Origin of the sequence: Curtobacterium sp. A7_M15 (assembly GCF_030705415.1) — a bacterium.
Lineage (GTDB): Bacteria > Actinomycetota > Actinomycetes > Actinomycetales > Microbacteriaceae > Curtobacterium.
This window is the reverse complement of sequence record NZ_JAUZED010000022.1, coordinates 14,842-39,251: the sequence shown is the minus strand read 5'-3', so window position 1 is coordinate 39,251 and position 24,410 is coordinate 14,842. Positions and strand designations below refer to the sequence as shown.

At 70.7% G+C, this 24,410-nt stretch carries 21 protein-coding genes; 7 read left to right on the top strand and 14 right to left on the bottom strand.

Annotated elements, in window-relative coordinates; all coding sequences use genetic code 11:
* Positions 1–42 precede the first annotated feature (42 nt).
* The 4 genes from Q7F20_RS06385 to Q7F20_RS06370 form a co-directional block, all read right to left on the bottom strand.
* The gene (locus Q7F20_RS06385) at positions 43–1,065 is read right to left on the bottom strand and encodes an ABC transporter substrate-binding protein (protein WP_305739280.1); all 1,023 of its coding nucleotides are present in this window, start codon (positions 1,063–1,065) and stop codon (positions 43–45) included.
* A gap of 11 nt (positions 1,066–1,076) precedes the next feature.
* Positions 1,077–1,973 carry an ABC transporter ATP-binding protein gene (locus tag Q7F20_RS06380; protein WP_305739279.1) on the bottom strand — a complete coding sequence of 299 codons (897 nt, stop codon included), beginning with the start codon at positions 1,971–1,973 and terminating at the stop codon, positions 1,077–1,079.
* Positions 1,970–2,992, bottom strand: a complete 1,023-nt coding sequence (locus Q7F20_RS06375; protein WP_305739278.1) for an iron chelate uptake ABC transporter family permease subunit — start codon at positions 2,990–2,992, stop codon at positions 1,970–1,972. The genes Q7F20_RS06380 and Q7F20_RS06375 overlap by 4 nt, the downstream gene beginning before the upstream one ends.
* 104 nt (positions 2,993–3,096) lie before the next feature.
* Positions 3,097–4,185 carry an iron ABC transporter permease gene (locus Q7F20_RS06370; protein WP_305739277.1) on the bottom strand — a complete coding sequence of 363 codons (1,089 nt, stop codon included), beginning with the start codon at positions 4,183–4,185 and terminating at the stop codon, positions 3,097–3,099.
* 19 nt (positions 4,186–4,204) lie between these two features.
* Here Q7F20_RS06370 and Q7F20_RS06365 point away from each other — a divergent pair, with 19 nt between their 5' ends.
* Positions 4,205–5,044: a siderophore-interacting protein gene (locus Q7F20_RS06365; RefSeq protein WP_305739276.1), complete on the top strand. Its 840-nt coding sequence runs from the start codon at positions 4,205–4,207 to the stop codon at positions 5,042–5,044.
* A gap of 544 nt (positions 5,045–5,588) precedes the next feature.
* Here the strand turns inward: Q7F20_RS06365 and Q7F20_RS06360 are convergent.
* The 3 genes from Q7F20_RS06360 to Q7F20_RS06350 are packed head-to-tail and all read right to left on the bottom strand — an operon-like array spanning position 5,589 to position 8,867.
* Positions 5,589–6,503 carry a carbohydrate ABC transporter permease gene (locus Q7F20_RS06360; RefSeq protein ID WP_305739275.1) on the bottom strand — a complete coding sequence of 305 codons (915 nt, stop codon included), beginning with the start codon at positions 6,501–6,503 and terminating at the stop codon, positions 5,589–5,591.
* 1 nt (position 6,504) lies between these two features.
* Complete coding sequence (locus tag Q7F20_RS06355; protein ID WP_305739274.1) at positions 6,505–7,476, bottom strand: carbohydrate ABC transporter permease; 972 nt, start codon at positions 7,474–7,476, stop codon at positions 6,505–6,507.
* Between the two features lie 23 nt (positions 7,477–7,499).
* The gene (locus tag Q7F20_RS06350) at positions 7,500–8,867 is read right to left on the bottom strand and encodes an extracellular solute-binding protein (RefSeq protein ID WP_305739273.1); all 1,368 of its coding nucleotides are present in this window, start codon (positions 8,865–8,867) and stop codon (positions 7,500–7,502) included.
* A gap of 226 nt (positions 8,868–9,093) precedes the next feature.
* Between Q7F20_RS06350 and Q7F20_RS06345 the strand changes: the two genes are divergently transcribed.
* A complete protein-coding gene (locus Q7F20_RS06345; protein WP_305739272.1) occupies positions 9,094–10,596 on the top strand; it encodes an alpha-N-arabinofuranosidase in 1,503 nt (500 codons plus the stop codon).
* Between the two features lie 180 nt (positions 10,597–10,776).
* Here Q7F20_RS06345 and Q7F20_RS06340 read toward each other — a convergent pair whose 3' ends face one another.
* The 5 genes from Q7F20_RS06340 to Q7F20_RS06320 all read right to left on the bottom strand — a co-directional run bounded on the left by Q7F20_RS06340 (position 10,777) and on the right by Q7F20_RS06320 (position 17,229).
* On the bottom strand, positions 10,777–12,774 hold the full coding sequence (locus Q7F20_RS06340; protein ID WP_305739271.1) for a DUF6807 family protein: 1,998 nt from the start codon (positions 12,772–12,774) through the stop codon (positions 10,777–10,779).
* Positions 12,771–13,655, bottom strand: coding sequence for a sugar phosphate isomerase/epimerase (locus tag Q7F20_RS06335; protein ID WP_305739270.1), 885 nt, complete (start codon positions 13,653–13,655; stop codon positions 12,771–12,773). Before Q7F20_RS06335 ends, Q7F20_RS06340 begins: the two co-directional genes overlap by 4 nt.
* Positions 13,652–14,875, bottom strand: coding sequence for a DUF993 family protein (locus Q7F20_RS06330; RefSeq protein ID WP_305739269.1), 1,224 nt, complete (start codon positions 14,873–14,875; stop codon positions 13,652–13,654). Before Q7F20_RS06330 ends, Q7F20_RS06335 begins: the two co-directional genes overlap by 4 nt.
* On the bottom strand, positions 14,872–16,074 hold the full coding sequence (locus Q7F20_RS06325; RefSeq protein ID WP_305739281.1) for a Gfo/Idh/MocA family protein: 1,203 nt from the start codon (positions 16,072–16,074) through the stop codon (positions 14,872–14,874). Before Q7F20_RS06325 ends, Q7F20_RS06330 begins: the two co-directional genes overlap by 4 nt.
* A 132-nt stretch (positions 16,075–16,206) precedes the next feature.
* Positions 16,207–17,229 carry a LacI family DNA-binding transcriptional regulator gene (locus tag Q7F20_RS06320; protein ID WP_305739268.1) on the bottom strand — a complete coding sequence of 341 codons (1,023 nt, stop codon included), beginning with the start codon at positions 17,227–17,229 and terminating at the stop codon, positions 16,207–16,209.
* Between the two features lie 214 nt (positions 17,230–17,443).
* Between Q7F20_RS06320 and Q7F20_RS06315 the strand changes: the two genes are divergently transcribed.
* The 3 genes from Q7F20_RS06315 to Q7F20_RS06305 are packed head-to-tail and all read left to right on the top strand — an operon-like array spanning position 17,444 to position 20,671.
* Positions 17,444–18,382 (top strand): carbohydrate ABC transporter permease, encoded by a 939-nt coding sequence (locus Q7F20_RS06315; RefSeq protein ID WP_305739267.1) that lies wholly within the window; start codon positions 17,444–17,446, stop codon positions 18,380–18,382.
* Complete coding sequence (locus tag Q7F20_RS06310) at positions 18,375–19,307, top strand: carbohydrate ABC transporter permease (protein WP_305739266.1); 933 nt, start codon at positions 18,375–18,377, stop codon at positions 19,305–19,307. Before Q7F20_RS06315 ends, Q7F20_RS06310 begins: the two co-directional genes overlap by 8 nt.
* Positions 19,308–19,354: 47 nt before the next feature.
* On the top strand, positions 19,355–20,671 hold the full coding sequence (locus Q7F20_RS06305) for an ABC transporter substrate-binding protein (protein WP_305739265.1): 1,317 nt from the start codon (positions 19,355–19,357) through the stop codon (positions 20,669–20,671).
* A gap of 158 nt (positions 20,672–20,829) precedes the next feature.
* On the opposite strand, the gene Q7F20_RS06300 is transcribed toward Q7F20_RS06305, so the two are convergent.
* A complete protein-coding gene (locus Q7F20_RS06300; RefSeq protein WP_305739264.1) occupies positions 20,830–21,123 on the bottom strand; it encodes a hypothetical protein in 294 nt (97 codons plus the stop codon).
* Between the two features lie 163 nt (positions 21,124–21,286).
* Positions 21,287–22,276 carry a LacI family DNA-binding transcriptional regulator gene (locus Q7F20_RS06295; RefSeq protein ID WP_305739263.1) on the bottom strand — a complete coding sequence of 330 codons (990 nt, stop codon included), beginning with the start codon at positions 22,274–22,276 and terminating at the stop codon, positions 21,287–21,289.
* Positions 22,277–22,461: 185 nt separating this feature from the next.
* Between Q7F20_RS06295 and Q7F20_RS06290 the strand changes: the two genes are divergently transcribed.
* Together Q7F20_RS06290 and Q7F20_RS06285 are read left to right on the top strand one after the other, a co-directional pair.
* Positions 22,462–23,397 carry a carbohydrate ABC transporter permease gene (locus tag Q7F20_RS06290; RefSeq protein WP_305739262.1) on the top strand — a complete coding sequence of 312 codons (936 nt, stop codon included), beginning with the start codon at positions 22,462–22,464 and terminating at the stop codon, positions 23,395–23,397.
* Positions 23,394–24,371 carry a carbohydrate ABC transporter permease gene (locus tag Q7F20_RS06285; RefSeq protein ID WP_305739261.1) on the top strand — a complete coding sequence of 326 codons (978 nt, stop codon included), beginning with the start codon at positions 23,394–23,396 and terminating at the stop codon, positions 24,369–24,371. Before Q7F20_RS06290 ends, Q7F20_RS06285 begins: the two co-directional genes overlap by 4 nt.
* The last annotated feature ends 39 nt before the right edge of the window (positions 24,372–24,410 follow it).

The following is a 24,410-nucleotide window of genomic DNA, read 5'->3' as shown; positions in this document are numbered from 1 at the left end:
TGCCAGCTGGCACCGCGCCTCCCGTCCGTCACGTGGTCCGGTCTAGGACAGCTTCTTGCTGTCCTCGAGCCAGCCCGCGAGCTTCGTCATGTAGTCGGCCTGCGAGGCGTAGTCGAGCGCGGGGAAGGTCCAGCTGTGCACCTGACCGGCTTCGAGCGCCGCGTTGTCGGCGAACGTCGGCTGCTTCTCGAGGTCGGCCACCTGGTAGCCCTGCTGCGACAGCAGGATCACGTCACCGGTGATCTGCCCGGCGTTCTCCCACGAGTAGATGCCCCAGTAGAAGCCCTTCGGCTTCGGGTTCACGAAGTCGACGCCGAAGGACGTGTACATCTGCAGCGTGGGCTCATCGCTCGGGCGGGTGACGTAGGCGCCGTCACCGTCGGCGTACATCGAGACGACCGAGAGGTCGGACTCCTTCGCGGCCTTCTCGAGGTCGTCCGCGGCGGTCTCGAAGCGGTCCTCGGCCTTGTCGACCGTCGACTCCTTCGCGCCGAGCGACTCGGCGAGGCTGGCGATGGTCTTGATGACGTCCTCGCCCTTGCCACCCCACTCGACCTGGGCCACCGGAGCGATCGCCTGGACCTGCTTCTGCTGTTCCTTGTCCTTGAAGCCGTAGCCCGGCTGGGTGGTGTCGAGCGTGCCCTTCTCGTCGGTCGGGTAGACCGAGGTGACGACGAGGTCGGGCTTCAGCGCGGCGAGCTGCTCGAGGTCGATGTCGCCGTACGCCTCGCCGAGCTGGGTGATGCCGTCGGTGTCGAGATCGTCGAAGCGGGCGTCCTTCGCCATCGTGAGCTGCCCGAAGGTGCCGACCGGCTTGAGCCCGTACTCGATGAACGAGATCGCGATGTCGTTGAGCACGACGACGCGCTTCGGGGTGTGGTCGACCTTGACGGTCGTGCCGGTGGCGTCCTTGTACGACCAGGCGCCGTCGGCTGCGGCGCTGCTGCCGTTCCCGGCGCTGTCGTCGGAGCTGTTCGTGCTGGAGCAGCCGGCGAGGAGGAGGGCCGAGACGGCCACGGAGGTCACGAGGGCGGCGCGGAAGGAGCCGCGGCGGAAGGTCTTCACGTTAGGAGAGGCTAACCTAAGTTGCGCGCGCCCGCCAGTTCGTCGTCGCGGCCCACGCCGTGCTCGTCGGCTTCCGGGACGACCATGGGGGAACCGGTCACCGGGTCGGCGACAACGCGGGCGTGCAGCCCGAACGCGCGTTCCAGGAGCTCGGGTGTCAGGACGTCGGCCGGGGCACCGTCCGCCGCCACACCGCCGTCGTGGAGGACCACGAGGCGGTCCGAGTACCGGGCCGCCAGCGTGAGGTCGTGGAGGACCATGACCACGGTCGAGCCCTGTTCGCGGTTGAGCCGCCGGACGAGCCGGAGGACCTCGAGCTGGTGCGCGAGGTCGAGGTACGTCGTCGGTTCGTCGAGCAGGAGGGTGTCGGCCTGCTGCGCGACCACGAGCGCGATCCAGGCGCGCTGCCGCTGCCCGCCCGACAGGCTCGCGACGTCCCGGTGTGCGACCTCGGTCAGGCCGGTGGCAGCGATGGCCTGCTCGGCGACGTCGGCGTCGTCGGCGGTCCACGGCTTCGCCCACGACTGGTGCGGGTTCCGGCCGCGCATCACCAGGTCGAGCACGCTCGTCCCGGCCGGGGCCACGGGGGACTGGGGGAGGATCGCGAGCTTCTTCGCGACCGCTCGGTTCGACTCCCGGCGGATCGGCGCCCCGTCGAGGTGGACCTCGCCGGCCTGCGGCTTGAGCACGCGGCCGAGGGCCTTGAGGAGCGTGGACTTCCCGCAGCCGTTCGCGCCGAGGAAGGTCGTGACGGTGCCCCGCTCGATCCGCAGGTCGAGGTCGGAGAGGACGGGGTGGCGGTCGTAGCCGACCGCGAGTCCGCGGGCCTCGAGCACCGGGACGGTGGTGTCCGGGACGGTGGCGCCCGGGGTGGGGGTCATCGGGACACTCGCCGGGGTGGGGGTCATCGGGACATCTCCTTGCGGTGACGGATGAGGAGCCAGATCAGGTAGGGGGCGCCGATCACGGTCGTGATGATCCCGACCGGCACCTGCCACGGGAACGCCGACCGGGCGAGCAGGTCCGCGGCGAGGACGAGGGCCGCGCCGAGCGCTCCGGCGAGCAGCAGCGGTGGACGGTTCGTGCCGGCGAGCCGGAGCCCGACCTGCGGGACGACGAACGCGACGAACCCGACCGGCCCTGCTGCGGCGACGGCGGCTGCTGTGAGGACGACCGCGAGCGCGATCACGACGAGTCGGTGTCGCTGCACGGCCAGGCCGACCCCGGTCGCGACCTCGTCGCCGAGATGCCCGATGCCGAGCGCGGCGCTCGTGGCCAGGGCCAGCGGGACGGCGATCGCCGCGACCACGAGCAGCGGCCACACGCTCGACCAGGACGTGCTCGACAGGCTGCCGACGAGCCACTGCGAGGCCGCCGCTGCCGCCGTGATCTTGGCGCGGACGAGCAGGTAGCTCGTGACGGCGTCCAGCGTCGCGCTCACGCCGATGCCGACGAGGATCAGCCGGTAGCTCTGCACGCCGCCGCGCCACCCGAACCCGTACACCGCCGCGGCCGCGAGGAGCGCGCCGATCGTCGCGGCGACGGGGATGCCCCCGCCGAGGACGATCGCCGAGACCGAGTAGGACCCGCCGCCGAGCACGATCGCGGCGACCGCTCCGACGCTCGCGCCCGAGGTCACCCCGATGATGTCGGGCGTCCCGAGCGGGTTCCGCGTGAAGGTCTGAGTGAGGGCGCCGGCGACGCCGAGGGTCAGGCCGACCAGTGCGCCGGTGAGGACGCGGGGGAGGCGCAGGGTCGAGACGATGAAGGCGTCCGGCCCCGTCTCGAGTCCGAACAGCGAGCGGAGGACGGTGACCGGGGCGATCCAGGTCGAGCCGATCGCGACGCCGAGGACGATCAGGACGCCGACCGCACCGAGCGCGGCGACCGTGTACCAGAAGACGCGGGGGCGCCAGGCGAGTCCCACGGGGCCGACCACGACGCCGCGGCGGCCGGACGGGGCGTGTGCGCGGGTGTGTGTCGTCGTGTGTGGCTGCGCCCCGGTGCGCGTGGGTGCCTGCTCCGCCGCGCTCACAGCGACACCAGCGATCGACGGCGGGCGACGGCGACGAACACCGGGCCGCCGATGACGGCCAGGACGATGCCGACCTCGACCTCGGCGAAGCCGCCGATCAGGCGACCGACCACGTCCGCGAGCACCACGAGTGCCGCCCCGACGAGCGCGGACACCGGCAGGGTCCAGCGGTGCCCCGTACCGACGAGTGCGCGGGCGACGTGCGGCACCGTGAGGCCGACGAAGCCGATCGGCCCGGCGGCCGCGGTCGCCCCGGCGGCGAGGAGCGTGATGCCGCCGAGTCCGACGAGCCGTGCGACGAGCACGTTCTCGCCGAGGCCCTTCGCCAGGTCCGTCCCGAGCCCGAGCGCGTCGAGCGCCCGGACGTTCAGGACGGCGAGCACGAGTCCGGCGACGAGGAACGGCCAGACCGCGCCGAGCACGTCGAGCTGCCGCGCCGCGAGCGACCCGACGACCCACAGTCGGTACGCGTCGAGCGAGTCCTGGTCGGTCAGCACCACGAACGACGTCAGCGCTCCGAGCAGCGCCGAGACCGCGGCGCCGGCGAGGGCCAGGGGGACCGGACTCGCCGTCCCGCTGCCCGCGATCGTCACCGAGAACACGACCACGCTCGCCACGAGCGCCCCGACGAGCGCGAACCACACCGTGGCACCGGTGCTCGTGATGCCGAAGACGTAGACGCCGATCACGACCGCGAGGCCCGCACCGGACGAGACGCCGAAGAGACCGGGGTCGGCGAGGGGGTTCCGGGTGTGCCCCTGCATGAGGAGCCCGGCGACCCCCAGCGCCGCGCCCACCGCTGCCCCGATGAGCGTCCGGGGGATGCGGGAGCCCCAGACGATCGCCTCGTCCGTGCTGCTGCCCGTGCGCATGAGCCCGTCGAGGACGCGGTCGGCGCCGATCCGGTTGCTGCCGAGGAGCAGGCTCGCGACCGCCACCAGGGCGAGCACCACGACGAGGGCGACGATCACCAGAGCCCGGCGTCGGACGGCGGTTCGGTGCACGCCGAGCGCGTCGGACGGACGCGTGGCGGGGGCTTCCCGGACGGGAGCCAGGGCAGGGATCGGGGCTGGCACGGAGATCATCTTAGGTTAGCCTTGCCTCATGGCGAAGATCCCGCGGCTCCTGCCCGAGAACCCCCGGCTCTTCCGCGCTCGGGTCGTCCGCACCGAGCGGGTCACCCCCTCGATGCACCGCGTCACGGTAACCGGTGACGACCTGCACGAGTTCCGCTACCTCGGCTTCGACCACTGGTTCCGCCTGTTCGTGCAGCGCCCCGACCAGGACGCGTTCCGGATGCCCGACCTCGACGGCACCAAGTGGTGGCCGACGTACCTCGCCATCCCCGAGGACGTCCGGCCGCACTGCGCGAACTACACCGTCGCCGCCCACCGCGAGCTCGCCGACGGCACGCCGGAGCTCGACGTCGACTTCGTCGTGCACACCGACGCGGACGGCACCCCCGAGGGCCGCGCGGCCATCTGGGCCTGCGGTGCCCGCCCCGGTGACGAACTCGCGATGCTCGACCAGGGCTGCATCTTCGACTGCCCGCCCGACACCAGTGAGGTGCTCATCGCCGCCGAGGAGACCGGGCTGCCCGGGGTCGTCGGCATAGCGGCCTCGCTCCCGCGCGACTCGGTCGGCCGCATCATCCAGGAGGTCCCGACCCGGGGTGACGTCCGCCCCCTCGACGCACCCGCGGGCGTCACCGTCACGTGGATCGTCCGCGACGAGGTCGCCCCGCACACGGTCCCGGGACGGGCGGCGCTCGCCGAGCTCCAGCGGCACGTCCCGGTCGACGACCGCGGGTACGCCTTCGTCGTGGGGGAGTCGACGCTCGCGACCGAGGGACGTCGGCACCTGCACCGTGCGGGGCTGCCGAAGGCGCGGATCACGTTCTCCGGCTTCTGGAAGCACCAGGCTCGCGAGTCCGTCTCCACCTGAATCGCGGGCGTCGCGTCAGGTCGTCCAGCGCCGCCCCTTCGGCCGGGAGCGCCCGTTCCGACCAGATGTGTCTCGGAACCTGATCGATTCGCGCGTACCGCCACGGAACTTCCGACCGGGTACGCCCGACCCTGCCAGGTACGCCCGACCCTGCCCGGTACGCCCGACCGTGACCGGTACGCCCGACCCTGCCGGGTACGCCCGCTTCGACCAGGTCTCCCCGGTGGACCTGCTCGATCCGGGCGTACCTGGTCGGAACGTTCGGCCAGGTACGCGCGTTCCAGCCGGGCACACGCGATCTGACCGGGTACGCCCGACTCCGCCGAGGACGCCCGATGCGATCAGGCGCACTCGAGGTACTCGGTCGATTCGGGCGTACTGCCACGGAAGTTTCGACTGGGTACGCCCGATCCCGCCAGGTACGCCCGATTGCGCCCGGCACGCGCGATCCCGCCCGGCCGCGTCACCCGTACCCTGCACCCCGCACACAACGGGAGGCGCGGTGCCCGCTGGCACCGCGCCTCCCGACCGTCCCGCGGTCGCGTCAGCCCTTGAGACCGGACCCGGTCACACCCTCGACGATCTGGCGCTGGAAGATCAGGTACAGGATGATCAGCGGCAGCGCCGCCAGGATCGCCCCGGCCTGGATGTCCGCGTACCGCTGACCGAAGCTGCCCTGGACCGTGGCGAGCCCGACCGGGATCGTCATGAGGTCCGGGTTCGACAGCACGAACAGCGGCAGCAGCAGGTTGTTCCAGACCCCGACGAAGGTCAGGATCGCCACCGCGGCGATGACCGGACGCGAGAGCGGCAGGATCACCGACCAGTAGATCTTCCACATGCCGGCGCCGTCGATGCGCGCGGCCTCCTCGAGCTCCCGGGGGATGCCGTCGAAGAACTGCTTGAAGATGAACACCGCGATCACGGCGGGCACCTGCGGGAAGATCACCGACCAGTAGGTGTTGAGCAGGCCGACGGAGTTGAGCTCCTGGAAGATCGGGATGATCAGGACCTGTGTCGGGATCATGATGCCCAGGATGATGAGCAGGAACGCGACGTTCCGGCCGCGGAACACGAGCCGGGACAGCGCGAACGCGGCCATCGACGCGAACAGCACCGTCAGGACCGTCGTCACGAGGCTCGTGATGCCGCTCGCCAGGTACCAGTTCCAGATGTCGCCGGCCTGGAACAGCGCCGCGTACGAGTGCAGCGTCGGGTTCCAGTTCGACAGGATCGAGTTCGCGCCGAGTGCCGCGACGCCGTTGTCGGACAGGGACGTCTTCAGGGCGAACAGGCTCGGGATGAGCCAGATGACCGCGAAGACGCCGAGGACGATGCCGGCGACGATGTTGAAGCCCTTGCCGGAGACGCCGATCTTCGCGGCGTTGGCGGGTGCCGCGGCGGAGACCCCGGTGCGGAGCCTCGGGCGGTCGGTCGTGATGCTCTCGGTGGTGGTCACGTCAGGCACCCATCTCTCGCTTGGCGGCAGCGCGCTCGACGATCTGCCGGATGACCGCGATCGCGACGATCACGATGAACAGGAGCACCGACGCGGCGGATGCTGCACCGAGTCGGTTGTCGGTGAAGCCGACGCCGGTGATGAGCTGCAGCGAGACCTGGGTCGAGATGCCCGGGCCGCCGTTCGTCATCAGGTAGACCTGGTCGAAGATCTTCAGGCTGGCGATGATCTGCAGCAGGATGACCAGCGTCGTGGTGCGACCGAGCAGGGGCAGCGTGATCGACTTGATCTGCTGCCAGTTCGAGGCACCGTCGACGGCCGCGGCCTCGTAGAGTTCGCGCGGGATCTCCTGCAGGCCGGCCAGGTAGAGCACGAAGTTGAAGCCGAGGGTCCACCACACCGTGGCGATCGCGACACCGATCATCGCGGTGTTCGGGCTCGACAGGACGCCGGCACCCGGGGTCAGGCCGAGCGCTGACTGGATCGACGCGAACAGACCGGTCGCGGGCGTGAAGATGAACACCCAGATCAGCGAGATCGTCGCCGACGGCAGGATGAACGGCAGGAAGAACGCCAGGCGGAAGAACCACTGGCCGCGGTTCATCCGGTTCGTCAGCACGGCGAAGAGGAACGCCAGGATGACGAGCGGCGGCGTCGTGTAGAGCGTGAACTGCAGGGTGTGCCAGAGCGACGACCAGAAGTCGTCGCGGCCGAGCATCTCGGCGTAGTTGGCGAACCCGGCGAAGGTGCCGAGCCCGGTGCGGACGGTCGAGGTGTTGAAGAAGCTCGACACGATCATCCAGATCGTGGGGCCGAGCAGGAAGGCCAGGTAGAACAGGCCGAAGGGGGCGAGGAAGAGCCACCCCGAGCGGCCCTGGCCGCGCGAGAGGCTGGTCTGGAAGGAGCCGGTCCGGCGAGCTCGCGGCGCCGTGGCTGCGTCGGTCGGCCGGTCGAGGACAGGTGCTGTGGTCACGTCATCGTGCCTTTCGCGCGGGCTTACAGCGGGCTCGGGGTGTTGAGGTAGGTGGAGAGCTGGGACTTGATCGCGGCCATCGCCTGCGCGGGCGAACTGCTGCCCTGCTGGACGAGGGCGAGCTGCGCACCGACCGTGTTCTCGAAGGTCGACCCGGATCCGCCGTACCAGGCGGGGTCGTCGAACACCGCGTTCTCGGCGGCCGAGGCGTAGTTCGCCTGTGGCTGGAGCTTCTTGTACGCGGTGCTGTCGTAGGTCGGCAGGTAGGCCGGCACGTGTCCGCCCTGCGCCCAGGTGAGGCTCTGCTCGAGCATCTGCTTGATGAAGAGCATGTGCGCCTTGCGCTGCTCCGGGGTCCGGTCCTTCCTGGGCAGGATGAACGTGTGCGAGTCGGCCTGCGCCGCGGGCTTGTCGAAGAGCTGCGGGATCGGCGCCATGCCGAACTTCAGGCCCTTGATCGACTGCGCCGTGCTGATCTCCCACTCGCCCTGCATGAAGAAGCCCGCCTTGCCGGTGAACATCAGCGTCTGTGCGGTGGCGTAGTCGAGGCCCTTGTTGAGCCAGCCGTTCTTCACCCACTTCTGGGTCATGTCGGTGACCTTGTTGTAGGCGTCCTCGTTGACGGTGAGCTTCGAGCCGCCGTCGCTGATGAACGGCGTCGCACCGTCGATCTGGTTGTACATCGTCCAGAAGAACCGCCACGGTGTGGCGATCTCGCTGACGTTCGCGACGTTGAGGGCCGTGCCGCCGGTGACCTTCGCGACCGCGGCGAGTGCGCTCTCGAAGGCGTCGATCCCGGTCAGGTCCTTGAGCTTGCCGTCGCTGTCGATGAGGCCCGCCTTCTGGCACACGTCAACGTTGTAGAAGAGCACGAACGGGTGCGTGTCGAGCGGGACGCAGATGTTCTTGCCGTCGGTCTTCTGCGCGGTCCAGGCCTTCTGGTTGAAGTCGCTGGCGCTCAGGCCGACGCTCGCCAGGTCGTCGCTCGTGATCGGGTCGAGCAGGTCGCCGTCCCAGAGCGGCTTCGCGCGGGTGAGGTGGGCGATCGCGACGTCCGGCGGCTTGTTCCCGACGGTCGCCAGTGTGACCTTGGAGTAGTACGGGTTGCCCCACGCGAAGGTGGTCGCCTGCAGGGACGAGGAACCGCCGTGCTGCTTGGCGTAGCCGGCTTCCATCTCCTGCATGCGGAGGCCGTCACCACCGCCGAACAGGTTCCAGAAGACGAGGGTCTCCGGGTTGAGCGGTGCACCGGCGATGCCGGCGGCGAGGGGGCTGGAACAGGCGGCGAGCGGCAGGACGGTGGCCGCGGCTGCCCCGGCGGCGAGGAGGCTGCGCCGTGTGAAGGCGCTGCCCCTCTGGGGCGGTGTGGGTACGGCGAATCGGTTCGGCATGGCATCACTCCATCGGGACGGGCCGAGTCGGAGCAGGGTCGGTGCTCCGTGAGCGCTCACATTAGCGCGCGTCCGGGCGGCCCGCCACCCTTTCGGCGCGGGTGACGGCCGATCCGTGATCTTCGGGGGCGCCCCCTTTCGTGTCGCGCGGAAAGCCGCTAGCGTTTCCGGAACGTGAGCGCTCACTTTCGCCGAGCGCAGGCAGCCCCACGATCGAAGGAGATCCATGCCCCGCACACACCTCGTCCTCGACGCCGCGTTCACCGTGGGGCCGGTGCGACGTCGCCTGTTCGGCGGGTTCGTCGAGCACCTCGGACGCCACGTCTACGACGGCATCCACGAGCCCGCCCACGAGACCGCCGACGAGCACGGCTTCCGCAAGGACGTCATCGACCTCGTCAAGGACCTGAACGTCTCGGCGATCCGGTACCCCGGCGGCAACTTCGTCTCCGGCTACAAGTGGGAGGACGGCGTCGGCCCGGTCGAGCAGCGCCCGCGGCGCCTCGACCTCGCCTGGCACTCGACCGAGACGAACGAGGTCGGCCTGCACGAGTTCCAGCACTGGCTCGACCAGGTCGGCTCGGAGCTCATGCTCGCCGTCAACCTCGGCACGCGCGGCACACAGGAGGCGATCGAGCTCCTCGAGTACGCCAACATCGACGCCGGCACCGCCCTCAGCGAGTACCGGAAGTCGAACGGCCGGCAGGAACCCTTCGCCATCAAGATGTGGTGCCTCGGCAACGAGATGGACGGCCCGTGGCAGCTCGGCCACAAGAACGCCGACGACTACGGCAAGCTCGCCGCCATGACCGCCAAGGCGATGCGGCAGATCCAGCCCGACCTCGAGCTCGTCGCCTGCGGTTCCTCCGGCGCGTCGATGCCGACGTTCGGCGAGTGGGAGCGCACCGTCCTCGAGCACACCTACGACGACGTCGACTACATCTCGGCCCACGCCTACTACGAGGAGGGCGACGACCTCGCCTCGTTCCTCGCCTCCGGCGTGAACATGGACCACTTCATCAAGACCGTCACGACCGCGGCCGACCACGTCCAGGCGCAGAAGAAGTCCGACAAGCGCATCGACATCTCGTTCGACGAGTGGAACGTGTGGTCGATCAGCAAGTGGAACGAGCAGCAGAAGACGTTCGAGCTCCAGGACTGGCCGGTCGCCCCGCGCCTGCTCGAGGACGTCTACACGGTCGCCGACGCGGTCGTGGTCGGCGGCCTGCTCATCTCGCTGCTCCGCCACGCCGACCGCGTGGCGTCGGCGAGCCTCGCGCAGCTCGTCAACGTCATCGGCCCGATCATGACCGAGCCCGGCGGCCCGGCCTGGCGGCAGACGACGTTCTTCCCGTTCTCGCTGACGTCGAAGCTCGCGAACGGCACGTCGCTGCAGGTGAAGTCCTCGGGCGACACCGTCGACGGCGGCAAGTACGGCGAGGTCCCGGTCGTCGACTCGGCCGCCACGGTGTCCGACGACGGGGCAGCCGTGTTCCTCGTGAACCGGCACCCGTCGGAGTCGACGACGGTCACGATCGACCTGGCCGGGCTGTCGGTCGGCGGTGACGTCCGCGCCGAGGGCATCTGGGACGACGACCTGCACGCCGTGAACGACCTGGCGGACACCGAGCGCGTCGGCCTCCGCACCAACGAGACCGTCCGCCGCGAGGGCGACACGATCACGATCGAGCTGCCCCCGGTCTCCTGGACCGCCGTGTCGATCGGCTGAGACGCCTCGGCGCACGCTACGGCGGGCGTCGAGTGAGCACAGTGGGCGCCGGGTCGCGTTGCGATCCGGCGCCCACTGCCGTCCGTACTCCGGTGCGGCCCAGGAGGCGCGGTGCGGCACCGCGCGTCGGCACCGGTCCGCCCCGGCGGACGACCACCGCACGTCGCGGCACCGCGACGATCAGCCGTCCGACAGGTGGGCGCGGAGGGCCGGTCCGGGGTGACGACCGTCTGCGATCACGGCCCGGAGTGACCGGACGAGCGGTGCGCCGGGCTCCACCCGCACGGGCCGTTCCCACGCGAGGGCGCTGCCGATGCCCGGGTAGTCGGCCGTCCGCACGAACCAGGGGTCGGCGGCGGTCCGGTCGTCACCGGGTGCGAGCAGGATCGTCGCGTCACCCGTGGCTCCGGGCGCCCCGCGGAAGTCCGCCGTCCAGCTGATCCACGGCGCCGTGGTGCCGAGCACGGCGTCCTCGCCGACGGCGTCCTCGGTGCGCACCTCGACGTCGGCGACCTCCGGGAAACGCCAGAACCACCCGCCGTACCCGGCGCGCGGGCGTCCGTTGGAGCCCGGGCTGCCGAGGGTCACCACCCGGCTCCCCGCCGGCTCGAGGACGGTCCGGAGGTCGAGCCGCCACACGGTGTCGTCGAGCGGCCGCACGGTCGCGGTCCGGACCTCGCGGAGCATCTCGGCGCCGTCGCGGCCCACCCAGGTGAGCCGCATGGTGACGGCCTCGGCCCCGCGGTCGGCCGTGGTCCGGAGGTCGTCCAGTCGCTGGTGTCCGTGGTCGTCCGCGTCGACGTAGCCCCGACCACGGACGTATGTCCCACCACCCCAGAAGTTCGTCCCGTCGACCTTCGGGACGGTGAAGCCCACCCCGAGGTGCCAGTCGTGGTCCGCCGGGCGGCGCGCGGTGAGCTGGACGCCGGCCATCGTGCGGACCGGGTGGAGGAACGGCCGTGGGGACGACGACGGCGACGTGCCGGCGCCGTCCTGCACGGTGACGAGCGGCCCGCTCCGGCCCGTGCCGAGCCGAGCGATCGGGGCGTCCCGCGAGGCCGATGCCCAGGGCGCTCCGGCGTCGGTGAAGGTGCCGTCACGGTCGGCTGCCGCTCGGATCCACCGTTCCACGTCCTGCACCACCGGGTGCGCGTCGCCGCCGGTACCGACCACCTCGACGAACCGCGGCTCGATCCGCGCGGGCTCCGGGGCCGTCCGGATCGCCTCGACCACCCGCATGAACGCACCCGTCGAGCGCAGGGGAACGAGCAACGGTTCCCCCGTGGTGCGGTGGGCGACGAGGTTCTCGAGCAGGTTCGTGCGTCCGGTCCCGGTGACGACGCCGTCCGGCCCGACGACCTCGTCCTCGGTGTACCGGAAGGTGACGGTGCCGAGGTCTCCCACGACCTCGACGACGGGCGACGCATCGGCCTCGCCGGACGCGGCCAGCGTCAGGGCCGCCGAGACCGTGGGGTGCGCGCCGGGCCGGGCGGCCAGGATCCGGAGGGCCGTCGTGTCGTCCGCGTCGATCCGGTTCGCCCGGTACGCGTCGACGTCGACCCGTGCGACGTCCTCCGCTCCGCGGAACCCGGCGATCCGGAGCGCGGTGGCGACCGCGTGGGCGAGCGGGTTGGTGGCCACTCCGTCGACCACGTCGACACCGTCCAGGGAACGCCTCCCGGCCCACGGGGAGCGCTCCCAGTACGCGCTGCGGCGTACCCAGGCACCCATCGCTCGCACGTGACGGACCGTGCCGATGCCGAACCGGTCGGCGTCGAGGTCGTCGAGCGCGTGCGAGCCCAGGCTCTGGAAGCCGACCTGCACCACACCGCCGGTCGCCTGCTCCAGGTCGAGCAAGGACTCGAGGTCGGAGATGCGCGCGAACGGCGGCTTCTCGAGGAGGACGTCGGCGCCCGCGCGGAGCGCCTCGCTCGCGACGGACGCGTGCACCGGGATCGGCACGGCAGCGACGACGACGTCGGGGACACCGACTGCCCGGAACGCGTCGCCCAGGGTCGGGAACAGCGGTGCGTCGTCGGGAGGACCGGGCGGGACGAGCGGATCGACCAGCGCGAGGAGCCGCACCCTGCCGGACGCTCCCAGTCGGCGGAGGTCGGCCAGGTGCACGGCGCCGAAGCCGCGGACGCCGACGAGCACCACCGTCGCCGGCGTGCTCACCGGAGCGCCGGGAGGGTCTCGGCCACCGGCACGTGCGCGCGGAACGCCCTGACGACACGTGCGACCGCCGTCGCGGCCGGGGTGTCCCAGACGTCCTGGTTGAAGACCTCGACCTCGACGTCACCGGTGTAGCCCGCAGCGTCGACCAGTGCGGAGACCGGACCGAAGTCGATGTGGCCGTCGCCCATGACGCCCCGGGACAGCAGGGGATCCGCGGCGATCGGCGTCAGCCAGTCGCTCACCTGGTACGAGGCGATCCGACGCTCCCGCCCGGCGCGTTGGATCGAGTCGGCCAGGTCGGGGTCCCACCAGACGTGGAACGTGTCGACGACGACCCCGACGGTCGTCGGGTCGAAGGGCGCCGCGAGGTCGAGCGCCTGTCGGAGCGTCGAGACCACTGCCCGGTCCGCCGCGTACATCGGGTGCAGCGGTTCGACGGCGAGCTGCACACCGGCAGCCGCTGCGTCGGGTGCGAGCTCGTCGAGCGCCTCGGCCACCCGGGAACGCGCGCCGACGAGGTCGACGGAGTCGCTCGGCAGGCCTCCCGCGACGAGGACCAGGACGGCTCGCGAGCCCGCGCTCCCGGCGGCGGCCAGCGCCGCGGTCTCCTCGATCGCGCGGCGGTTGTCGTCCAGCGCCGCACGGCGGGCGGGCCCGTCCGGATCGGTGAGGAACCCGCCGCGGCAGTGCGACGAGACGCGGAGGCCGGAGTCGGCGATCATCCGGGCCGCCTCGTTGAACCCGACGTCCTGCACGGGGCCCCGCCACGTGCCGAGCGCACCGATGCCGGCTGCCCGCGCGAGGTCGATCGCCTCGGCGAGCGTCGCGGACCTGACCGTCGCCTGGTTGAGCGACAGGCGTGCGTGGGCCGGCGTGCTCACGCGACCACCTCGGCACGCGACCGGGCCCGCAGACCGGCACCGTGCCTCCTGGGACGCCCTGCCGACACCCCGGAGAGCGCGAGCATGTCGTGCCACCGGGCTGCGGCCAGGTCCGGGTCGTCGAGGGCGCCGCACTCGTTCGCGAGCCGGATCGTCTCCGAGAGCTGCGGCAGGCTCCGCGCCGCGTGCAGACCGCCGACCATCGTGAAGGCGGATTGGTGCCCGTTCAGCCAGGACAGGAAGGCGATGCCGGCCTTGTAGTGCCAGGTCGGGGCCTCGAACAGCCGACGGGAGAGCGCTTCGGTGGGGGCGAGGATGCGGCGGAACCGCGCAGCGCCGTCCGGCGCGGCCAGCGCCTGGACGGCGGAGGACGCGATCGGTGCGATAGCCGCGAAGGCTCCGAGCAGTGCGTCGGAGTGTCGCCCCTCGCGCTCGGACATCAGGTCGACGTAGTGGAAGTCGTCCCCGGTGAACATCCGAGCCGTGTCCGGGAGCAGCGAGCGGAGGGCGATCTCGGCGTCCGCGTCGAGCAGGCTCATCTTGATCCCCGCGACCCGCTCGCCGGCGTCGGCGACGATCCGGCGCACGGTGTCCGAGGCGGTGGGGACGGACGTCGACCCGAAGTACCCGCGGAGTGCCGGGTCGAAGGCCGCACCGAGCCAGTGCAGCACCACCGGCTCCGTGGCCTCGGCCACCACGCGTCCGTAGACCCGTCGGTAGTCGTCCGCGGTCCGGGCGACCCGGGCCAGGTGGCGGCTCGCCATGATCACGGCGACGGCCCCGTGTTCCTCGGCGTGGCGCAGCTGCGCGACGTAGGCGTCGACGATCTCGTCGAGGGTGGGGCTGTCGGACACGAGGTCGTCGGTGTTCACCCCGACCGCGATCCGGCCACCGACGGCGTGCGCCTCGGCCGCGCTGCGGCGGACGAGCTCGCGCATCGCGACGGGGTCGAGGCCTGCGTTCCGCTGCGCGGTGTCCATCGCGTCCGCGACGCCGAGGCCCCACGACCAGAGGTGGTGTCGGAACGCCAGGGTCGCGTCCCAGTCGATGTCCGCCGGCGCGCCCGGGGTGTTGTCCCCGGCGACGCGGGGGACCACGTGGGCGGCGGCGTAGACCACCCGTGCGGTCAGGGGGCCTGCCGGGCGGGTCCGCTCCGGAGCGTCGTGCAGCGGGACCGAGGACGTCGTCCCGTCGGGCGCGAGCAGCGTGAGGTCGGTCATGCGGTGACCCGCGCTCCGCTCGGCACGACCGCTGCCGTGGCGTCGTCGCCGGCCGCGCCGTCCGGGGCCGGCCCGGGCAGGCGCCGGTCGGGGAGGTCGACGCGCCGCCCCTCGCGGTCGGAGCGGATCCCGGCCTCGGCGAGGGCGACACCCCGCGCGCCGGACACGAGGTCGTACGGATGGGGCGTGCCCGAGACCACGTCCCGGATGAACTGCTCCCACTGCACCTTGAAGCCGTTCTCGAAGACCTCGTTGTCCGGGACGGTCTGCCAGTCCGCGCGGTAGTCGTGGGCGTCCGGGAGGTCCGGGTTCCACACGGGCTTCGGCGTCGTGCTCCGGTGCTGGACCCGGCAGCCGAAGAGTCCGGCGACGGCGCTGCCCTCGGTGCCGTCGACCTGGAACTCGACGAGCTCGTCCCGGTCGACGCGCACGGCCCAGCTCGAGTTGATCTGCGCCGTGATCCCTCCGGCGAGGTCGAAGACGCCGTACACGGCGTCGTCGGCGGTGGCTCGGTAGCGGTGTCCCTGCTCGTCGACGCGCTCCGGGATGTGCGTCACCGCGCGGGCGGAGACCGACTCCACCCGCCCGAACAGGCGCTCGAGCACGTAGCTCCAGTGCGGGAACATGTCGACGACGATGCCGCCGCCGTCCTCGGCACGGTAGTTCCAGCTCGGACGCTGTGCCGACTGCCAGTCGCCCTCGAAGACCCAGTACCCGAACTCTCCGCGCACGCTCAGCACCCGGCCGAGGGCACCGGAGTCGAGCACCCGGCGGAGCTTCCGGAGACCGGGCAGGAAGAGCTTGTCGTGCACGACGCCGTTCTGGACGCCGGCCGCCCGGGCTGCGCGCGCGAGGTCGAGTGCGTCCTCGACCGACTCCGCCGTCGGCTTCTCGGTGTAGACCGCCTTCCCCGCGGCGATGGCCCGGCGCAGGGCGGGGACCCGGGCGCTCGTCACGAGGAAGTCGGCGTAGACCTCCCACCGCGGGTCACCCAACGCGGCGTCGAGGTCGGTGGTCCAGTGCTCGACACCGTGCCGGTCCGCGATCTCGGCGAGCTTGGACCCGGACCGCCCGACGAGGAGCGGCTCGACCTGGACCCGTGTGCCGTCCGGGAGCAGTACGCCGCCCTGATCGCGGATCGCCAGGATCGACCGGACGAGGTGCTGCCGGTAGCCCATCCGCCCGGAGACGCCGTTCATGATGATGCCGAGTGGTGGTCGTGTCACGGGCTTCCTCCGGGATCCTCGTCGATCAGTTCCGCGCCGTCGTGCTTGGAAAGCGCTTGCCGGAACGGTACACGCATCACCACCGAACCGGAAGCGGCGCCCGCGCTAGCCGGTGCGACGTGTGCTCTGGCGCAGGACGACCTCGCCGTCGAACACCGTGGCCACGTCCTCGCCGAGCGCTCGCCGGACCGCCGTCTCGCCGATCGTGTCCAGGGGGAGTCGGACCGTCGACAGCGCCGGGACCACGTCGGCGAGCATCCGGACGTCGTCGAACCCGGCGACGGCGACGTCGGCGCCCGGCTCGAGGCCGTGGTCGCGGATCGCGGCCAGCGCGCCCACGGCGGTGACGTCGTTCACCGCGAACACGCAGCCCGGACGATGGCCGCTCGCGAGCAGGCGCGCCATCGCGGCGTAGCCGCCATCCCTCGTGAACGGGCCGGCGGTGACGCTGGTCTCGGGCAGCTCGAGGCCGCGTCGGGCGAGCCCCGCGACGAACCCGGCGGTCCGCGCGCGGGCGGTGACCACGTCCGGATCGCCGGCGAGGACGACGAAGTCGCGGTGTCCCTCGTCGACCAGCGCCCCGGCGAGCGAGGCTGCGCCCGCTCGGTTGCGGATCGTCAGCGGTGTCGCCACGTCGATGCCCGGGGCATCGGAGTCGTCCGACACGAGTGCGACGACCGATGCGCCCCGATCGTGGAGCGTGCGGATGCCGGACTCCGCCGAGCCGTCCGTCCGCCGACTCACGGCGAGGACGACGGCGCGTGGTCGCAGGACGGCGGTGCTCTGCAGGACGGTCGCCTCGCGCTCGGGCTCGCCGCCGGTCGAGGTGATCACGAGCACGAGGCCGGCGCGGTCGGCGGCGCGCATCGCTCCGGAGGCGATCTCGGCGAAGTACGGGTCCGTGATGTCGCCCACGACGAGCGACACGACGGTCGTGGTGCCGCGCGCCATCGCCTGGGCGTGTGCATCGGGGAGGTACCCGAGTTCGGCGGCGGCAGCGGCGACGCGTTCGGAGTGCTCGGGGCGGACGCGGCGTGTGCTCCCGTTCAGCGCGCGTGATGCGGTCGCGACGGACACGCCCGCAGCCCGCGCGACGTCCTCGAGTCGCACGCCGCCTCGTTCGGCCATGGTGGCGATCCTCTCCGGCCGTGACTCACGGGCTCCGCTTCGCCATCGTAGGCGGTGGTCGGCTGGGCGACGGCAGCAGCGGGCGGCACCGCACGGAGTGGAAAGCGCTTGCCAATCAGGATTACAACGATTACCTTCGTGCCAGCCACTGATCGACGCCATCGAAGGAGATGGAAATGGTGCAACTCTGCAACCCCGGCGAAGCGAGCGGCACGTGAGTGCGCTCGGGGAGCTCCGGTCCCTGCGCGGCGAACGGAAGGGCGGCGCCGGCGCCAAGCGCGACCGACGGGACGACCGGGCCGCGGTGTTCTTCCTCGCGCCGTGGCTGGTCGGGATGGTCGCCATCACGCTGGGCCCGATCCTCGCGTCCCTGTACCTGTCCTTCACGAACTACAACCTCCTGCAGAACCCGCGCTTCACCGGCCTCGACAACATCGAGCGCATGCTGCAGGACACCAACCTCAGCAGCTCGCTCGTGGTGACGCTCCTGTACACCGTCATCTCGGTCCCACTGCAGCTGGCGGCCGCGCTGCTCATCGCCGTGCTGCTCGACCGCGGCATGCGGGGGCTGTCGTTCTACCGCTCGGTGCTGTACCTGCCGTCACTGCTCGGCGGCAGCGTCGCGATCGCCGTGCTCTGGCGTCTCGTGTTCGGGGGCGACGGACTGCTCAACGCGTTCCTGGCGATCTTCGGGGTGCAGGGGCCCTCGTGGATCGGCTCGCCGAACACCGCCCTCGGCACGCTGATCATCCTGCACGTCTGGACCTTCGGCGCACCGATGGTGATCTTCCTCGCCGGCCTCCGGCAGATACCACGGCAGTACTACGAGGCCGCGTCCACGGACGGTGCTTCGCGATGGCGACAGTTCCGGTCGATCACGCTCCCGCTGCTCAGCCCGATCGTGTTCTTCAACCTCGTGCTCGGGATCATCGGCGCGTTCCAGTCCTTCACGCAGGCCTACGTGATCTCCAACGGATCGGGAGGGCCGACGAACTCCACCCTCTTCATCACGCTCTACCTCTACCAGAAGGCGTTCGGCAGCCTGCAGATGGGGTACGCCTCCGCGATCGCGTGGCTCCTCCTGCTCATCGTCGGCGCCGCCACCGCGCTCAACTTCTGGGCCTCCAAGTACTGGGTCTTCTACGATGACTGATCACTCCACCGCGCTCCGTCCCGCTCCGACCGCCGCACCCGGGGACGACCTCGGGCACCCGCGACAGGAAGCGATCACACCGCCACGACGGCGCGGCCCGTCGCGGGTCCTGAGCGTCGGCAAGCACGTGCTCCTCATCGCGCTGAGCCTCGTGATGCTCTACCCGGTGCTCTGGATGGTGGCGAGTTCGCTCCGTGCCGAGGGACACATCTTCGACAACCCCGGGCTCGTGCTCGACACGTTCGCGACGAAGAACTACACGAACGGGTGGAGTGCACTGCAGCGTCCGTTCGGCGTCTACCTGGCGAACTCCGCGATCATCGTCATCGGCGCCATCATCGGCAACCTCGTGAGCTGCTCGCTCGCCGCGTACGCGTTCGCCCGGTTGAGCTTCCGGTACAAGCGGATCGCCTTCGCCGCGATGCTCGTCACGATGATGCTTCCGATCCAGGTGCTGATCATCCCGCAGTACGTCATCTACTCGCAGCTCGGGTGGATCAACACGTTCCTGCCCCTCATCGTCCCGAAGTTCCTCGCGACGGACGGCTTCTTCGTCTTCCTCATGGTGCAGTTCATCCGCGGCATCCCCCGCGAGCTGGACGAAGCGGCCCGGATCGACGGAGCCGGCCACGCCCGGATCTTCTTCCAGATCATCCTGCCGCTGATGAAGCCGGCTCTCGCGACGGCCGCGATCTTCACCTTCATCTGGACGTGGAACGACTTCTTCAGCCAGCTCGTGTTCGTCACCGAACCGGACAAGTACACGGCGTCCGTCGCGCTCCGGCAGTTCATCGACCCCACCGGGCAGTCCGACTTCGGAGCCCTCTTCGCCATGAGCGTCGTCACGCTCGTCCCGGTGTTCCTCGCGTTCCTGTTCGGGCAGCGGTTCCTGCTGCGCGGGATCGCCACCACCGGCGGCAAGTGACGGCCGCGCCCCTTCCCGAGATCCACCACCACACAGCAAGGAAGACCATGCAACTGAGATCACGCGTCATCGGCGCCGTCGCGATCGCCACGGCATCCGTCCTCGCCTTCGGCGGCTGCGCCGTCGGGAACAGCAACGGCGAGGACGCCACGCTGAGCAAGGACCCCGTCACCATCTCCCTGAACTGGTGGGGCGCCGGAGCCCGCGTCACCCAGACCGAGCAGGCGGTGAAGCTCTTCGAGAAGGAGCACCCGAACATCACCGTCAAGACCCAGTCGACCGACTGGGGGAGCTACTGGGACAAGCTCGCCACCACGGTCGCGGGCGGCAGCGCCCCCGACGTCATGCAGTTCGACCAGGTCTACATCGCCTCGTACGCGCAGCGCGGTGCGATCGCGGAGCTCGGGCAGTACAGCAAGTACCTCGACACGTCCGACCTCACGAAGAACGTCCGGGACACCGGGCAGTACGACGGCAAGCTCTACGCCGTCCCCATCGGGCTGAACTCCATCGGCGTGGCCGTGAACCGTTCCGTCCTCGACGAGTACGGCATCGCGATGCCGTCCGAGGACGACTGGACGTGGGACGAGCTGAACGCGGTCGCGAAGGAGGTCACCGAGAAGTCCGGCGGGAAGGTCAAGGGCCTCGACCCGTTCGGCGGGGACACGCCGTCGCTCACCCTGTGGGCGCGCCAGCACGGCAACGCGGTCTTCGGAAAGGACGGCAAGGTGGTCCTGAAGCCGTCCGTGCTGGCGAGCTACTGGCAGTACGCCCTCGACCAGATCGAGTCCGGGGTCACTCCGAGCGCATCGCAACTCGCCGAGGGCACGAACGCCGCACTCGACCAGTCCGACATCGCGACGGGCAAGGTCGCGATGACGTTCATCCCGTCGAACCTCAGCGCCTACCAGGTCGCCGCTCCGTCACAGAAGCTCGACATGCTCCCGATGCCGGCTTCGCCCGACGCGAAGAAGGGCTGGCAGTACCTCAAGTCCTCGATGTACTGGACGATCTCCAGCAAGTCGAAGCACCCCGCCGAGGCCGCCGAACTGATCGACTTCCTGACGACGAGCCCGAAGGTGGGCAAGCTGTTCGGAGCAGAACGGGGCATGCCGGCGAACCCGGCGTTCCAGAAGCAGATCGCGCCCGACCTGAGTGGGTCGGACAAGATCGTCATGGACTACGTGAAGCAGGTCACGGCGGAGTCCGGCTCGCCGGCGCCGATCACCCCGGTGGGAGCGCAGGACGCGGACACGCTGCTCTCGCAGATCTGGCAGAACGTGCAGTTCGGCAAGACGACGCCGAAGCAGGGGGCCGAGCAGTACGTGACGCAGCTGAAGAAGAACATCGAGGACGCCCAGTAGGTCCGTGCGCGAGCGCGGTCACGCCACCGGAACGGGCGGCGGGAGGCGCGGTGCGGACCGGCACCGCGCCTCCCGCCCGTCGCGCGGCTGCTCCCGACGCGTGGAGGACGATCCACCAGACGGCGAGGGCGTGCGGTGCCGCACCGCCCGTGAGAGCGTCAGGACTCCGGCGGTGGTGTGCAGCGCACGGCGCGTGCCCGCCACGAGATCTCCTCGACGAAGGCAGCCGTGTCAGGGCCGAGCGGATCGTCGGCGGCGTCCTCGACGAGGAGCCCGAGCGCCGGAGCGAGCAGGAACGACGTCGTCGTGGCACTTCCGAACGCGTCGATGGTGGGGACGGCGACGGTGTCCGCGAGTCCGGCGTGCGCGAGTGCCGCGGCGTAGTCCAGCACGGCGTGCGCTGCTTCGTCGGAGGTCAGGACGGCAGTGAGGCCGTACACGATGTTCTTCATGGTCCGAACGCGCCGAGGTGGGGAGATGAGGATCGGAGCGCTTGCTCGTCCTCCGGGCACACGGCAGTGGCGCGAACCCGGGGCCGGGACAGCAGACCGGCTCGGCATCAACGGTACGCCCCACGTGCCGACCGTGTGACGGACGCCGACGCGGCGGTGAGCGTCAGGAGCGCGGCGGCGCTGCCGTGCTCGCCCGGACGACCAGTCGGACCGGCACGAGGTCCGCCTCGGCCCGGACCGGCTGCCCGTCGATCTGGGCGAGGAGGTTCCGGACCGCCCGGCGCCCGACCTCGTCGAAGGACTGGTGCACGGTGGTGAGCGGCGGCCAGAACGAGTCGGACTCGGGGGAGTCGTCGAAGCCCACCACGCTGAGGGTCTCCGGGACGGGCCGCCCGAGTTCGTGGGCGGCGCGCAGCACCCCGAGCGCCGTCTGGTCGTTCGCGGCGAACACGGCGGTGATCTCGCGGCGCCGGGCGATCTCCTGCCCGGCGCGGTACCCGGACTCGGAGCCCCAGCCACCGCGGAACACCGGCGGGACGGTGCGCCCCGCGGCCTCGAGCGTGGCCTGCCAGGCGGCGAGCCGTCGGGCCGCCGAGTACGACGACTCGGGGCCGGCGACGTGCCAGACGGTCTCGTGCCCGAGGTCGAGCAGGTGCTGCGTGGCCCGGCGGGCGCCGTCGGCCTGGTCGGTGTCGATCGCCGGGTGCTGCGTGGTGCCGGTCGAGTCGACCACGACCATCGGGACGCCGTCGGGCAGGACGACCTCGGCCGTGTCGATGATGTGCGACTCGATGATGATCACGACGCCGTCGACGGCCTGTTCGTGCAGGCGGGAGAACGCCGAGCGGACGCCCTCCTCGGTGCGGGAGGCCATCGGCAGCAGCGTGATCGTGAAGTCGGCGGCACCGGCCGCGTCCGCGATCGCCTCGAGGGTGCGCATGTTGCCGTACGACGCGAGGGTGAACATGATCACGCCGATCGTCCGGAACCGGCCGGAGCGGAGGGCCCGGGCGGCGCGGTTCGGCCGGTATCCGAGGTCGTCCATGACGCGCTGGACCCGGTCGCGGGTGTCCGGCGAGACGTTGTCGAACCCGCGGGCGACGCGGGACACGGTCTGCATCGAGACCCCGGCGGCCTCGGCAACGGCGGCCATGGAGGGAGATCGACGCGTGGCGGACAGGTCGGTCGTCACGGGATCTCCCATCGGTGCGAGTGGTCGTCGAGCGCGACGGCCTGCACCGGACGCTAGCGCATGTTGACGTTGCCATGCTATCGTCGCGGCGTTCGATGTTGACGTCAACATCGACGGACCCGAACGCAGCACGACAAGGGAGTCACATGAGCACGCTGGAAGCGCGCGCAGCCGGAGCCACCGCCCCGGCCGTGCCACCGCGGCGCCGCGCCAGACCGCGCGGCCGGTACACGGGATGGCTCTTCGTCGGCCCCTTCGTCGTCGTCCTCGTCGCGATGCTCATCGTGCCGATCGGCTACGCACTGTGGCTCAGCCTCTTCCGCGACCAGCTGATCGGCGGCAACCAGTTCGTCTGGTTCGCCAACTACGTGCAGCTCTTCCAGGACGCGAAGTTCTGGTCGGGGCTCGGCCGGGTCGCGGTGTTCCTCGTCGTGCAGGTCCCGATCATGCTCGGCCTCGCCCTCGTCGCCGCCCTCGCGCTCGACAGCGCCCGACTCTGGGGCACGAGCTTCTTCCGCATCGCGGTGTTCCTGCCCTACGCGGTCCCCGGCGTCGTCGCCGCGCTGATCTGGGGCTTCATCTACGGCAACCAGTTCGGCCTCACCGGCACCGCGAACCACGCACTCGGCATCGACCTGCTGCAGCCGTTCAGCCCGGACTGGGTCCTCACGTCGATCGGCAACGTGGTCACCTGGGAGTTCCTCGGCTACAACATGCTGATCTTCTACGCCGCCCTCCGCACCGTGCCCGGCGAACTGTACGAGGCCGCCGAGCTCGACGGCGCCGGGGCCCTGCGCACGGTGTTCTCGATCAAGCTCCCCGCGCTGCGCGGCCCGATGGTCATCGCCACGATCTTCTCGATCATCGGCAGCTTCCAGCTCTTCAACGAGCCGAACCTGCTCAAGACGCTCGCCCCGAACGTCATCGGCAGCGCCTTCACCCCGAACATGTACGCCTACTCGCTGTCCTTCAGCGGTCAGCAGTTCAACTACTCCGCCACCGTCGCGATCGTCATGGGCGTCATCACCGCGGTGATCGCCTACGTCGTCCAGGTCCGCGGCACCCGCGAGGAGAACCGATGAGCACCCTGCAGCAGCCGGCGTCCGGCGCGACCGGACCGGCCACCGTCACCGAGGCGACCACCACGCTGCGCGACCCGAAGGACCGGTCGAGCCGCGCCTCCAGGAAGATCCGCAAGCCCGTCGACGGACGCAAGGTGAAGCGCTCCGGCCTCCTCACGGCCGTGATGATCGTCTTCGTCGTGTACTCGTTCGCGCCGCTGTTCTACCTGCTCGTGAACAGCACGAAGACGCAGGCCTCGCTCCTGTCGACCTTCGGCCTGTGGTTCGGCGGGAAGTTCAACCTCTGGCAGAACATCGTCGACACGCTGACCTACAACGACGGCATCTTCGTCCAGTGGCTCGGCAACACGCTGCTCTACGTCGTCGTCGGCGCCGGCGGTGCGACCCTGCTCGCCACGATCGCCGGCTACGGCATGGCGAAGTTCCAGTTCCCCGGTCGCCGTGCCGTGTTCGCCGTCGTCCTCGGAGCGATCGCCGTCCCCGGCACCGCCCTCGCCGTCCCGACCTTCCTGCTCTTCTCGCAGTTCGGGCTGACGAACACCCCGTGGGCGATCATCCTGCCGTCGCTCATCAGCCCGTTCGGCATGTACCTGATCTGGACCTACGCGGTGGACGCGATCCCCGCCGAGCTCCTCGAGGCCGCCCGCATGGACGGCGCCGGCGAGTTCCGGATCTTCTTCACGATCGCGCTCCGTCTGCTCGCACCGGGTGTCGTCACGGTCCTGCTCTTCGCAGTCGTGGCCACCTGGAACAACTACTTCCTGCCGCTCATCATGCTGAGCGACCCGAAGTGGTACCCGCTGACGGTCGGCCTCAACCAGTGGAACGCGCAGGCCACCGGTTCCGGAGCCGAACCGATCTACAACCTCGTCGTCACCGGATCGCTCCTCACGATCATCCCGATCGTGGTCGCGTTCCTCTTCCTCCAGCGCTTCTGGCAGTCCGGCCTCGCGGCCGGCTCCGTCAAGGCCTGACCCGTCGGCCACCGGGCCGGCACACAGCAGCTCCACCCC